The 12681-nt window shown below is 61.2% G+C and carries 10 protein-coding genes; 2 read left to right on the forward strand and 8 right to left on the reverse strand.

Annotated features, from left to right (window positions below):
* Positions 1-13 precede the first annotated feature (13 nt).
* Together AC3WTO_RS01085 and eglC are read left to right on the forward strand one after the other, a co-directional pair.
* Complete coding sequence (locus AC3WTO_RS01085) at positions 14-955, forward strand: alpha/beta hydrolase (protein ID WP_492458830.1); 942 nt, start codon at positions 14-16, stop codon at positions 953-955.
* Between the two features lie 112 nt (positions 956-1067).
* Complete coding sequence (gene eglC, locus AC3WTO_RS01090; protein WP_492458831.1) at positions 1068-2513, forward strand: endo-1,3-1,4-beta-glycanase EglC; 1446 nt, start codon at positions 1068-1070, stop codon at positions 2511-2513.
* A 135-nt stretch (positions 2514-2648) separates the two neighbouring features.
* Here eglC and AC3WTO_RS01095 read toward each other — a convergent pair whose 3' ends face one another.
* From AC3WTO_RS01095 to AC3WTO_RS01130, 8 genes are all read right to left on the reverse strand, one after another.
* Positions 2649-4238 carry an ABC transporter substrate-binding protein gene (locus tag AC3WTO_RS01095; protein WP_492458832.1) on the reverse strand — a complete coding sequence of 530 codons (1590 nt, stop codon included), beginning with the start codon at positions 4236-4238 and terminating at the stop codon, positions 2649-2651.
* A gap of 92 nt (positions 4239-4330) precedes the next feature.
* On the reverse strand, positions 4331-5995 hold the full coding sequence (locus AC3WTO_RS01100) for an ABC transporter ATP-binding protein (protein WP_492458833.1): 1665 nt from the start codon (positions 5993-5995) through the stop codon (positions 4331-4333).
* Positions 5988-6809 carry an ABC transporter permease gene (locus AC3WTO_RS01105; protein WP_492458834.1) on the reverse strand — a complete coding sequence of 274 codons (822 nt, stop codon included), beginning with the start codon at positions 6807-6809 and terminating at the stop codon, positions 5988-5990. Before AC3WTO_RS01105 ends, AC3WTO_RS01100 begins: the two co-directional genes overlap by 8 nt.
* Positions 6810-6816: 7 nt before the next feature.
* The gene (locus tag AC3WTO_RS01110; RefSeq protein WP_492458835.1) at positions 6817-7776 is read right to left on the reverse strand and encodes an ABC transporter permease; all 960 of its coding nucleotides are present in this window, start codon (positions 7774-7776) and stop codon (positions 6817-6819) included.
* A 13-nt stretch (positions 7777-7789) separates the two neighbouring features.
* Entirely contained in the window at positions 7790-9379 is a 1590-nt protein-coding gene (locus AC3WTO_RS01115; protein ID WP_492458836.1) for an ABC transporter substrate-binding protein, read from the reverse strand.
* 381 nt (positions 9380-9760) lie between these two features.
* Positions 9761-11350, reverse strand: coding sequence for an ABC transporter substrate-binding protein (locus tag AC3WTO_RS01120; protein ID WP_492458837.1), 1590 nt, complete (start codon positions 11348-11350; stop codon positions 9761-9763).
* A gap of 188 nt (positions 11351-11538) precedes the next feature.
* Positions 11539-12132, reverse strand: a complete 594-nt coding sequence (locus AC3WTO_RS01125; RefSeq protein WP_492458838.1) for a nucleoside deaminase — start codon at positions 12130-12132, stop codon at positions 11539-11541.
* Positions 12129-12638, reverse strand: a complete 510-nt coding sequence (locus tag AC3WTO_RS01130; protein ID WP_492458839.1) for an ureidoglycolate lyase — start codon at positions 12636-12638, stop codon at positions 12129-12131. The genes AC3WTO_RS01125 and AC3WTO_RS01130 overlap by 4 nt, the downstream gene beginning before the upstream one ends.
* Positions 12639-12681 lie beyond the last annotated feature (43 nt).

Raw genomic sequence — 12681 nt, forward strand, 5'->3', positions numbered from 1 at the left:
GCTGCCGACGGCCATGACCGACTACACCAAGCTGATCGACGCCGAGACCTGGGCTTTCATCGAGAAGACCAATTCTTACTATCCGCCCGACACGATCGACTACACGATCGAACAGCAGCGCGGCGTCTACAACCGCATGTGTCGGGAGTTCTTTGCCGGATATCCGGAGGGAGTGTCGGCGGAGACGACAACCATCGGCACGCCCGGCCACGCCATTCCGATCCGCATCTACCGTCGGGCGGGCGCAGAGCCGCAGGCGCTGATCCTCTATTTCCATGGCGGCGGCTTTATCCTCGGTGGGCTGGACAGTCACGACGATGTCTGCGCCGAGCTGTGCGGCCGGACCGGCTATGAGGTCGTTTCGGTCGATTATCGGCTGGCTCCGGAACATCGCCATCCGGCTGCCTACGACGATGCGATGGCGGCGTTCCACTGGGCGGTGCCACGCTACCAGGTGCCGATCCTGCTGGTCGGCGACAGTGCCGGCGGCAATCTTGCCGCCGCGGTTGCGCACGCAACGCGCGCGCATCCACGTCGTGCCGTCGGCCAGGTGTTGATCTATCCGGGTCTCGGTGGTGACCAGTCGAAGGGCTCTTACGTCGAGCATGCCGAGGCGCCGATGCTGACGATGCGGGACTTGATCTTCTACAAGAACGTCCGCACCGGTGGGGAAGGGCGCATGATCGATCCGACCATCGCGCCGATGCTCGACCGCGACTTTTCGAACCTGCCGCCCACTGTCGTCATTACCGCCGAATGCGACCCGCTGTCTTCCGATGGCGAGGCCTATCGCGACCGCATCCAGGCGGCGGGCGGCAAAGCGTTCTGGCGGGAAGAAGCGGGCCTGGTGCATGGTTATCTGCGTGCCCGTCACACCGTGGCGCGTGCCCGCGAGAGCTTTTCGCGTATCGTGGAGGCAGTGCAACGCCTCGGCCGAAGCGAATGGCCGCATTGAGCCGCGGCCCGTAACAGCCTGTATCATAATGTTAGCATTTTAGCGGGTCGTCAGATACCAGTGCGGATGCTAGCTTAAGGACGGGTGGCATTTTCGACGACAGGAGATCGTCATGGCCACCGTGCGCAACGCCAAGGGCGTCCTGCTTCCTTACAGTAATCCCTCCGTAAACCACGTGTCGGCAACCAATTCAGGTCCCGAACTTTACGGGAGCGTCAGGAACGACTCGCTGTGGGGCGACAGCAAGGTGAACGTCACCATGCATGGTGGGCAGGGCGACGATATCTACCACCTCTATTCGGCCATCAACCGTGCGCATGAGCTGCCGGGCGAGGGGATCGACACCGTCGAAACCTGGATGAGTTACAAACTACCCGCCAATATCGAGAACCTGACCGTTACCGGTAGCGGGCGTTACGCCATCGGCAATGATCTGAACAACATCATCAGCGGCGCTTCCGGCAGACAGACGATCGACGGCGGTCTCGGCGACGATGTCTTGAGAGGCGGTGGCGGCGCCGACACCTTCCTGTTCAAGACAGGCAATGGCAGCGATCTGATCCTGGATTTTAGCGCAGACGACAATGTCCGCCTGACCGGCTACGGCTTCAGCTCTTTCACCGAAGTGAAAGCGAATATGGTCCAGTCGGGCAGCGACGTGCGGCTGAATCTCGGATCAAACGAATTCCTGGTCTTTGCCAACACCACCGTCGACCAGCTCAAGGCGGATCAGTTCGAACTCAGTCTGGACCGGTCGCATCTCAAACTGTCCTTTTCCGATAATTTCAACACGCTCAGCTTGCGCAATGGCACCAGCGGCACCTGGGACACCAATTTCTGGTGGGGGGCGGAAAACGGCAGCACGCTGACCGCGAATGGTGAGAAGCAGTGGTACATCGACCACGACTACGTACCCACCCGTTCAGTCGACCCATTCGATATCGACAATGGCGTGCTGACCATCACCGCCGCCCGGGCCGATGCTGCGATCAAGCCCTACATCAACAATTACGACTACACCTCGGGACTGCTCAACACCTACGCGTCGTTCACCCAGACCTACGGCTATTTTGAAATCCGCGCCGACATGCCGAACAATCACGGTGTCTGGCCGGCTTTCTGGCTGCTGCCGGCGGACGGTTCCTGGCCGCCGGAACTCGATGTGGTGGAAATGCGCGGGCAGGATCCGAATACGGTTCACGTTGCCGCGCATACCAATGAAACCGGCAGCCGCACCACGGTGGGGTCGGCAGTGAATGTGCCTGACACCGAAGGCTTCCATAATTACGGGCTGCTTTGGACCGAGAACGAACTGGTCTGGTATTTCGACGATACCGAGATTTTCCGGGCCAACACGCCTGCAGACATGCACAAGCCCATGTACATGCTGGTCAATCTGGCTGTCGGCGGAGCTGCTGGCACACCCGCGGACGGACTGGCCACACCTGCGGAAATGCAGATCGACTACATCCGTGCCTATGAGTTGAACAACACCAACGCTCAGGCGGATAGCGCCCGGATAGATCAGGCGATCCACGCCCATGACTGGTGGCACTAGAGCGGCCCGCGTCCATTCAGATGGACAAAGGACGCTCTGACAATCTGCGCATGAAGAACCTCTCCGAAATCATGCGCTGAGCCACCGTCTTCAGCGCCATGCGGCGATCCCTTCCTGCCGCATGGCGCTGTGTTGTCAGGCCTTCAGCCAGCAGGCACCCAAGGCATAACCATCCATCATCTCGCCTTGCGGATTGGCGACCCAGCCGCCGATCTTGTTGGTCGCCGCTGCGTCGATGAACTGGTTGAAGAATGGCACGATCACGCCGCCTTCATCGCGCACCAGCACTGCCATGTCGTGGAACAGGCCCTTGCGCTTGTCCGGATCGAGTTCACCGCGCGCTTTCATCAGCAACTGGTCGAAATCCGGACGCTTGAAGCGCGTGTCGTTCCAGTCCGCGGAAGAGGCCAGCGCTGTTGCATACATCTGTGCCTGCGTGGCGCGACCGCCCCAATAGGAGAGCGAGAATGGTTTCTTGTTCCATACTTCCGACCAGTAGCCGTCGCCGGGCTCGCGTTTGATTTCGATCTTGATGCCGGCCTTGGCACAGCTTTGCTGGTAAAGCTGTGCGGCATCGACCGCGCCGGGAAACGCCACATCGGAGGTGCGCAGCAGGATCGACCCTGAATGGCCAGATTTCTTGTAGTGCTCGGCGGCTTTTTCGGGGTTGAATTTGCGCTGTTCGACGTCTTCTGGAAACAGCGGATAGGCCGCGTTGATCGGGAAGTCGTTGCCGAGCGAACCGTAGCCGAACAGGATCTTGGAAAGCAGTTCCTCGCGGTCCATCGCCAGCTTCAACGCCGTGCGCAGATCGCCGTTGTCGAAGGGTGCGGTGTCGCAGAACATGTTGAACGGATAGAAGCCGCGGCCTGAGGTTGCCTCCACCGACACGCCGGGTACCCGTTTGACGAGATTCACCACCTTCGGCTCGACGCGGTTGATGAAGTGCACCTGGCCACCCTGCAGGGCTGCAAGGCGTGCTGTGGCGTCGTTGATGACCACGATCTCGACCTGATCGGCGTGGCCGAGCCTGTCGCCGCCCCAATAATTGGCGAAGCGTTCGCCACCATGGCGCACACCCGGCTCGTTCACCTTGACCTTGTAAGGCCCGGCGCTGATGCCGGCGTTCGGGTTGTCCTTGCCGCCATTCGGCTGGATGACGAGATGATAGTCGGCCATCAGGTAGGGGAAGTCGGCATCTGGCTCGGCCAGCGAGACGATCACCTCCTTGCCTTCGGCCGTCATCGCCTTGATGTTCTTCAGCACACCGAGGGCGCCGGACTTGGATTTCTCGTCGGCATGCCGCTCGAGCGTGGCGAGCACATCCTCCGCCTTGACGGTTTTGCCGTTGTGGAACTCGATGCCGTCGCGGACCTTGATGGTCCAGGTCTTGGCATCGTCGGACGAGCCGATCTCCTCCGCGATCAGGTTCTCCAGGCTGCCGTCCGGCTTCAGCCGATTGATGAATTCGCCCCATTGCTTGCAGAAGTTGAAGGTGACCTGGCTCAGGTTCAACGCAGGGTCGAGGCTGTTGGTCGATTCACCGCCCTGCAATCCGGCCTTCAGAATGCCGCCCTTGGCTGGCACCTGGGCAAAGGCACGGTCGGCAACTGTGCCCGCCAAGGTGGCGGTGACGCCGAGTGCTGCGGCACGACCGAGAAAGTCGCGACGGCTGATGCCGCCTTTGCCGGCCAGTTTGGCGAGATGATCGAGTTCGGTTGTCATGGTCTGCTCCCTTCCCGGTTTGGGCTCCTCCGCCCCCAAGAAGATCACAGTGGCGGCCGCTCGTTGCGGCCGCATGACAGTTGACCCAAAAGCTAGTTTCCGGCGCTCTCCATGCGCCGCCCCTGGATCGCACTTTCCAGCCAGCCCTGTTCCATTTCCGGTACCGAAGAAAGCAGCAGGTCGGTGTAGGCGTCGAAAGGCGGCGCCAGCACATGGCCCTTGGAGCCGTAACGCACGACTTCGCCGCGATACATCACGGCGATGGCGTCGGCGATCGATTTCACCGTGGCGATGTCGTGGGTGATGAAGAGGTAGGCGACCTTTTCTTCCTGCTGCAACTCGAGCAGCAGTTTCAGGATGCCGTTGGCCACCAGCGGGTCGAGCGCGGAGGTGACTTCATCGCATATGATCAGCTTCGGTTTCGCGGCCAGCGCACGGGCGATGCAGACACGCTGCTTCTGGCCGCCGGAAAGCTCGGCCGGATACCGGTCGGCGAAACCCTGGCCCATCTCGATCTTGTCGAGCAGTTCCGCGACCCGCTGGTCGCGTGCCTTGCCGCGCATGCCGAAATAGAACTCGAGCGGGCGGCCGATGATGGTGCGCACGGTCTGGCGCGGGTTCATGGCCACATCGGCCATCTGGTAGATCATCTGCAATTGGCGCAGATCTTCCTTTGGCCGGTCAGCCAACCGGTTGGACAAGGTACGGCCGTCAAAATGGATCGAACCTTCCTGTGGCGGCAAAAGCCCGGTGATGGCACGCGCCAGTGTCGATTTGCCGGAGCCGGATTCGCCGACCACTGCCAGCGTCTGGCCGGGGTGCAGGTCGACCGAGACGTTCTTCAGCACCTTGACGGCGCCGCCGCCATAGGCGGCCGTCACATTCTTCACCGACAATATCGGGGCCGCAGTCGGTTGTTTTTCCGAATGGTCGATCTCATGCACCGCCACCAAGGCGCGCGTGTAATCCTGCTGCGGCAGCTTGATGATCTGGTGAGTGTCGCCGCGCTCGACCAGGCGGCCATGACGCAGCACCAGGATTTCGTCGGCGACCTGCGCCACCACGGCGAGGTCATGGCTGATGTAAAGCGCCGCGACATGCGTGTCGCGGATAGCGTCCTTGATCGCGGCAAGCACGTCGATCTGGGTCGTCACGTCCAGCGCCGTCGTCGGCTCGTCGAAGACGATGAGGTCGGGTTCCGAGCACAGCGCCATGGCCGTCATCACGCGCTGCAACTGGCCGCCCGAGACCTGGTGCGGGTAGCGATTGCCGATGGTTTCCGGATTGGGCAGGCTGAGTTTCTTGAACAGCGCAACCGCGCGTTTCTCGGCCTCGGCGCGCGAGACGACACCATGCAGCAGGACTGCCTCCACCACCTGGTCCATCAGCTTGTGGGCGGGATTGAAGGCTGCGGCCGCCGACTGCGCCACATAGCAGACCTCGCGGCCGCGCAGCTTGCGCACGCCTTTTGGACCAAGCGTCAGGATATCGCGCCCGTTGAGCAGCACCTGGCCGCCGGTGATCTTCACACCGCCGCGACCATAGGCCATCGAGGACAGGCCTATGGTCGATTTGCCGGCGCCGGATTCGCCGATGAGACCCAGCACCTTGCCGCGCTTCAGTGTCAGGGAAACGTCGTGCACCAGCGTGACGATCTTCGGCGCTTCGTCGGGTGGGTAAACCCGCGCCTCGATACGGAGGTCGCGGATGTCGAGCAGCATTTCCGGTTTGGGTGTGGCTGCCTGGGTCTTAGCCATTGCCGCGTCCTCCCTTCAGGTCCGAGGTGCGGTTCAGCACCCAGTCAGCGACCAGGTTGACCGAGATGGCGAGCAGGGCGATCGCGGCTGCCGGTATCAGGGCTGCCGGAATGCCGAAGACGATGCCGTCTTTATTCTCTTTCACCATGCCGCCCCAATCGGCGTCCGGTGGCTGCACGCCGAGGCCGAGGAAGGACAAGGCCGACAGGAAGAGCACCGCATAGATGAAACGCAGGCCGAGTTCCGAAATCAGCGGTGACAGCGCATTGGGCAGGATCTCGCGGAAGATGATCCAGCCCATGCCTTCGCCGCGCAGCTTGGCGGCCTCGACGAAGTCCATGACATTGATGTCGACGGCGACCGCACGTGACAGGCGATAGACGCGAGTCGAATCGAGGATGCCCATAACCAGGATCAGGGTCATTATCGTGGAAGGCAGCACCGACAGCACAACCAGCGCGAAGATCAGCGTCGGGATTGCCATCAGCAGATCGACGAAGCGCGACAGGATCATGTCGAATTTGCCACCGACCGTTGCTGCCGTGAAGCCGAGGATCGAGCCCAGGCAGAATGCAAGCGCCGTCGCCAGAACCGCGATGAAGATGGTGATGCGCGCACCGTAGATCATGCGCGAAAGCAGGTCGCGGCCGAGATTGTCGGTGCCCAGCACGTTGGCCGATGACATCGGCGCCCAGACGTCGCCAACGATCTCGCCATTGCCATATGGCGCGATCCAGGGCGCGAAGACCGCGCAGATCAGGAACATTCCGGTCAGGATCAGGCCGATCCAGGCGGTGAGGGGGATCTGTCTCATTCCGCCCTCACTTCGGATGCCGCAGACGCGGATTGGTGAGGATCGCGGCAATGTCGGCGATCATGTTCAAGGTGATGTAGACGGCGGCGAAGATCAGGCCGACTGCCTGCACCACCGGGACGTCGCGCTTGGCGACATGGTCGACCAGATATTGTCCCATGCCCGGATAGACGAAGATGACCTCGACCACGACGACGCCGACGATCAGATAGGCAAGGTTCAGCATCACCACATTGACCACAGGCGCTATGGCATTCGGGAAAGCATGCTTGCGGATGATGTCGAAAGGCGACAGCCCCTTGAGCTCGGCGGTCTCGATATAGGCCGACTGCATGACGTTGAGGATCGCAGCGCGTGTCATGCGCATCATATGCGCCAGCACGACCAGCGTCAGCGCGGTCGCCGGCAGGGCGATGGCTTTCATCCGCTCCAGGAACGGCATGCCGTCATAGACCGTCGAAATGCCGGGGAAAATCTGCCACTGCACGGCGAAGAAGTAGACGAGCAGGTACCCGATGAAGAATTCCGGCAACGATGTCGACGCCAGCGCCAGCCCCGAGATCAGCTTGTCGACGAAACCGTTGCGGTAACGCACGGCAAGCAGGCCGAGGCCGATCGCCAGTGGCACGGAGACAGCAGCGGCCCAGAAGGCGAGGAACAGGGTGTTCCACAGCCGGCCGCTAATGGCGGAAGCGATATCCTGGCCAGACGACAGCGCTGTACCGAGATTGCCGGTCAGGATGCCGCCCAGCCATTTGAAGTAGCGGACATAGGCCGGGTCGTTGAGGCCGAGCGCCTCGCGCAGGTTGGCGAGCGACTCGGCTGTCGCCGACTGGCCGAGGATGGACTGGGCAACGTCGCCCGGGAGGATCTGCGTGCCGACAAAGATCAGCACGGAGACGGCGAACAGGAGAAGAAGGCCCAACGCGATGCGTTGGGCGATCAGCTTCAGGATGGGCGAACTCACCGGCCGGCCTGGATCAAGCTGCCAGCCAGCAGATCGACAAGGCGTAGCCCCCGCACATTTCTTGTGCCGGGTTGCTCACCCAACCCTCCACACCTTTGCCGGAGGCGTCGATATACTGATTGAAGAACGGAACGATCAGTCCTCCCTCGTCGCGCATCACCGTAGCGATGTCACCGTACATCTTCTTGCGCTTATCTTGATCGAGTTCTCCGCGCGCCGCCAGCACCATCTTGTCGAATTCCGGACGCTTGAAGCGCGTGTCGTTCCAATCTGCGCTGGAGATGTAGGCTGTGGAATACATCTGGTCCTGCGTTGGCCGGCCGCCCCAATAGGAGAGCGAGAACGGCTGCTTGTTCCATACTTCCGACCAATAGCCGTCACCAGGCTCGCGCTTGATCTCGATCTTGATGCCCGCCTTGGCGCAGCTCTGCTGGTAGAGCTGGGCTGCATCCACCGCGCCTGGGAAGGCGACGTCCGAGGTCCGCAGCAGGATGGAGCCGGAATGGCCGGACTTCTTGTAGAACTCAGCCGCCTTTTCCGGGTCGAACTTGCGCTGTTCGAGATCGGTCGGGAACAGCGGATATGCTTCGTTGACCGGGATGTCGTTGCCGACCTTGCCATAGCCGCGCAGGATCTTCTCCAGCATCTCGTCGCGGTCCATGGCGAGCTTCAATGCCATGCGCAGGTCGTTGCTGTCGAAAGGCGCGGTATCGCAGAACATGTTGAACGGGTAGAAGCCCTTGCCCGACACCGCCTGGATGGTGACGCCCGGCACGCGCTTGACGAGATCGACGATCTTCGGCTCGACGCGGTTGATCATGTTGACCTGGCCGCCCTGCAGTGCGGCGGTACGCGCGGTCGCATCATTGATCACGATGATTTCGACCTGCGCTGCATGGCCGATCTTGTCGCCTTGCCAGTAGTTGGCGAATTTTTCGCCGCCATAGCGCACGCCGGGTTCATTGACGGTCACCTTGTAGGGACCGGCGCTGATGCCGGCATTCGGGTCATCCTTGCCGCCGTTCGGCTGGATGACGAGATGGTAGTCGGCCATAAGATAGGGGAAGTCGGCGTTCGGGTCCTTGAGGGTGATGACGACTTCGTCGCCGTTCACCGCCATCTTGTCGATGCCCTGCAGGATGCCGAGCGCCGCCGATTTCGACTTCGCGTCGCTATGGCGCTCGAGCGTGGCGACGACATCCTGCGGCGCCACCGTCTTGCCATTGTGGAACTCGATGCCTTTGCGGATCTTCATCGTCCACACCTTGGCGTCGTCCGACGAACCGATCGATTCGGCAATGCGGTTATCGAGGCTGCCGTCCGGATTCAGCTCGACCAGCATTTCGCCCCAGCACTTGCCGAAGTTGAAGTTGACCTGGCTGAGGTTCAACGCCGGGTCGAGGACGTTCGAGGATTCTCCGCCCTGCAGGCCAGCCTTCAATGTGCCGCCCTTGACTGGGCCTGCCGCCCTGGCGGCGTCGCTGAGAAGGGTGTTGGCAAAGGCGGCGGTGACGCCGAGCGCTGCCGCACGGCCCAGAAAATCGCGTCGGTTCAGCTTACCGGCGGCAACAACACGGCTGAGATACTCGAGTTCATTCGGCATGCCTGTTCCTCACTCTTTTGGCTCGACCGTTGCGGTCGATTTCTTGTTTTTGTCACGAGAATAATGGACGTAAGGGAAACTTCGGCGCAAGGCAGGATGCGACATCGACTGCCGCATATGGTATGTCGTTTTTGAGCCGATCGTGCGCGTACGGTTTTTGTGGATTTTGGAAAATCGCGGCCGGATTGTTACGAAGTCGACTTTTTTCCTGCAAAAACCAGGATTTTGGAAAGCTGAATGTCGTTTGCCAATTATCTGGCAGGTGGGTTTGGGCCAGATGCAATGGGGCCATCCTGTTTGCGACATGCGGTTGCGTGCGGAACGAGTTCCCGCGCAACCGCATAAGGCAATGGTCAGGTCACGTCGTTTCGAAGACGTCCATCAGGCTTGCAGCCAGCACTTGGTCAGTGCGTGACCGTTCATCAGTTCGCTGTTCACATCGTCCACCCAGCCCCCGACCTTGGCGCTGGTCGCGTCGATATAGTCGTTGAACATCGGCACGATCACACCGCCTTCGTCGCGCAGCATGACACCGGCCTGGCGGTAGAGCATCTTGCGCTTGGCTGAATCGAGTTCCGAACGTGCCTGCAGGATCAGCTTGTCGAAGTCGTCGCGGAAGAAGCGGGTGTCGTTCCATTCCGCATTCTTGAGGTAGGCGATGGAGTAGACCTGGTCCTGCGTCGGGCGTCCGGTCCAATAGGACATCGAGAAGGGCTGCTTGTTCCACACCTCCGACCAGTAGCCGTCACCGGGCTCGCGTTTGACCTCGATCTGGATGCCCGCCTTGGCGGCACTCTGCTGGTAGAGCTGGGCGGCATCGACAGCGCCCGGGAAGGCGACATCCGAAGTACGCAGCAGCACCGGCCCGGAATGGCCGGACTTCTTGAAGTGGAACTTCGCCTTGTCGGGATCGTATTTGCGCTGCTCGATATCGTCGGAGAATAGCGCATAGGCTTTGCTCGCCGGCATGTCGTTGCCGACAGTGCCATAGCCGCCGAGGATCTTCTGCACCATCTCCTCGCGATCGACGGCGTATTTCAGCGCCAGCCTGAGGTCATTGTTGTCGAAGGGCGCGGTGTTGCAGTGGGCGATGAAGACGTAGTGTCCCTTGCCGGCAACGTTGCGGATGGTGACGCCCGGCACGCGCTTCACCAGTGAGACGATCTTCGGCTCGACACGGTTGATCATATGCACCTGGCCGCCCTGCAGCGCCGAGGTGCGCGCGGTGGCGTCATTGATGACGATGATCTCGATCTGGTCGGCATGACCGCGTCGTGCCTGATCCCAATGGCCCTCGTGGCGGGCGCCGACGTGGCGCACGCCGGGTTCGTTGGTGACGATCTTGTAGGGACCGGTGCCGATACCGGCGGTCGCATTGTCCTTGCCGCCGTTCGGCTGGATCATCAGGTGGAAGTCGGCGGCGACATAGGGCAGGTCGGCGTTGGGCTCCTTCAGCTTGATGACGACGTTGCCGCCGTCGGCCTTGACGCTGTCGAACTCCGAAATGAAGGCCAGCGCCGCCGACTTTGAATTCTTGTCGCCATGGCGCTCCAGCGTCGCCACGATGTCCTGAGGCGTCATCTCCTTGCCGTTGTGGAAGGTGACGCCCTTGCGGATCTTGAAGATCCAGGTCTTGGCGTCGTCGGAAGACTCGTAAGATTCGGCGAGCTTGGGTTCGATGCCGCCCGTTGGTGTCACCTCCACCATCTGTTCGCCCCAGCAGCGGCCAAACGTGTAGGGCACCTGGCTGGCCCAGAGCGCAGGATCGAGGCTGTCGGTGGCTGCACCGCCCTGCATGCCGGCCTTCAGCACGCCGCCCTTGATTGGGCCTTCGGCCCGTGCTGCATCGCTGAGCAGCGTGTTGGCGAAAGCGGCGCTGACACCAAGTGCTGCGGCGCGGCCCAGAAAATCGCGTCGGTTCAGCTTTCCGGCGGCAACGCGGCGGCTGAGATATTCGAGTTCATTCGACATGGGTTCCTCGCTCTTTGCTTCGACCGTTTCGGTCGATTTCTTGTTCTTGTGAGGAGGATAATGGACGTAAGGGAAATCCGGTCACGAGGCAGGATGCGACATCGAGTGCCGCATATGGCATGCCGTCTTCCGCCCCTTGCCGGGGCGGTTTGCGGCGGTCCGGTATTTCCCGAACGGTGGGCGCGGAGCTAATTCAACGGAATATCGTTGTCGGCCTTGCCGTCCTGATAGCCGGCGGAAAGCGCATCGTATTTGTCCGAAATGGTCTTGATGCGGGTTTCCAGACGCGTGCGCTCGATCTCGGGCAAATCCCGCACGAGCCGACGCAGCGAATAGCTCTTCCAATAGGCGTTCTCGGCATTGTAGCCACCCGGCTCGAGCGTGAAGACCTCCTTGAGGATCTTCAGGTCATGCGGAATGGCGAAGCTGTCGCGCGAATCCTCGTGGCTGAACAGGTAGTAGAAATTGTCGAAGCCGGTCCAAGTGATCGCTGAAAGGCACAGCGAACACGGTTCGTGCGTGGCCAGGAAGATCGCGTCCTTCGTATCCAACCTCTCGGCCTTGGGCATCTCGTAGAAACGCTTCAGACAGTGCACTTCGCCGTGCCAGAGCGGGTTCTCGGTCTCGTTGTTGGTTTCGGCCAACACCAGCGAGCGATCGCTCTTACGCAGGATAGCGGCGCCGAACAGCTTGTTGCCATCCGCAACACCGTCTTCGGTCTTCGGCACGATGTCATGCTCGATGACGTCGAGCAGGCGATCGATCAGCGAAACATCTGTCATGGCTGGAACCCTTCGGGCAGGTGAATTTCGTACGGGTGCGAAAAGTGGAATTCCTCGACATTGGAGCCGTCGCCACCCCGGTCGACGACAACGAAGTCCTGCGGCTCGCCGATCGGCGTGAGCACGCCATGCCAGAGATTGCGCGGGTAATTCACGCCCTGGCCCGGCTTGGTGATGAAAGCACGCGGTTCGGCCGGGCCGTCCGGACTGTCATGGCAGACCACGACCACGAATGGGCGGGGCGAAAGCGGCACGAAAGCCTGGCTGCCGAAAGGATGCCGTTCCACCATCGAGAGCTTCAACGGGAATGCGTAAGGCGTGCCCTTGAACAGGTTGATCAGGACATGCCCGTTCGGACCGGTAGCCTCCGGACGGGCGAGTGCGTGATAGCGTTCGCATCGGCCATTGTTGATCGGGTAGTGGCCATCGGTCTCGGTATCGATGACCTCGCCGAATTCCGTGAAGTTCGCGCGCGTCAGAGGCTTGGCGGTGATGATGCGCGTCATGATCTGACCTCTTTGCAGACGGGTGTCGGCTCGCCGCGTGGGC

This window comes from Mesorhizobium sp. EU05-FHT14A09, from assembly GCF_058790995.1.

What these genes read in the sequence shown, in the direction of transcription:
- AC3WTO_RS01085 (WP_492458830.1), top strand. Translation starts at nt 14, where the DNA reads ATGACCGACTACACCAAGCTGATCGACGCCGAGACCTGGGCTTTCATC.
- eglC (WP_492458831.1), top strand. Translation starts at nt 1,068, where the DNA reads ATGGCCACCGTGCGCAACGCCAAGGGCGTCCTGCTTCCTTACAGTAAT.
- AC3WTO_RS01095 (WP_492458832.1), bottom strand. Translation starts at nt 4,238, where the DNA reads ATGACAACCGAACTCGATCATCTCGCCAAACTGGCCGGCAAAGGCGGC.
- AC3WTO_RS01100 (WP_492458833.1), bottom strand. Translation starts at nt 5,995, where the DNA reads ATGGCTAAGACCCAGGCAGCCACACCCAAACCGGAAATGCTGCTCGAC.
- AC3WTO_RS01105 (WP_492458834.1), bottom strand. Translation starts at nt 6,809, where the DNA reads ATGAGACAGATCCCCCTCACCGCCTGGATCGGCCTGATCCTGACCGGA.
- AC3WTO_RS01115 (WP_492458836.1), bottom strand. Translation starts at nt 9,379, where the DNA reads ATGCCGAATGAACTCGAGTATCTCAGCCGTGTTGTTGCCGCCGGTAAG.
- AC3WTO_RS01120 (WP_492458837.1), bottom strand. Translation starts at nt 11,350, where the DNA reads ATGTCGAATGAACTCGAATATCTCAGCCGCCGCGTTGCCGCCGGAAAG.
- AC3WTO_RS01125 (WP_492458838.1), bottom strand. Translation starts at nt 12,132, where the DNA reads ATGACAGATGTTTCGCTGATCGATCGCCTGCTCGACGTCATCGAGCAT.
- AC3WTO_RS01130 (WP_492458839.1), bottom strand. Translation starts at nt 12,638, where the DNA reads ATGACGCGCATCATCACCGCCAAGCCTCTGACGCGCGCGAACTTCACG.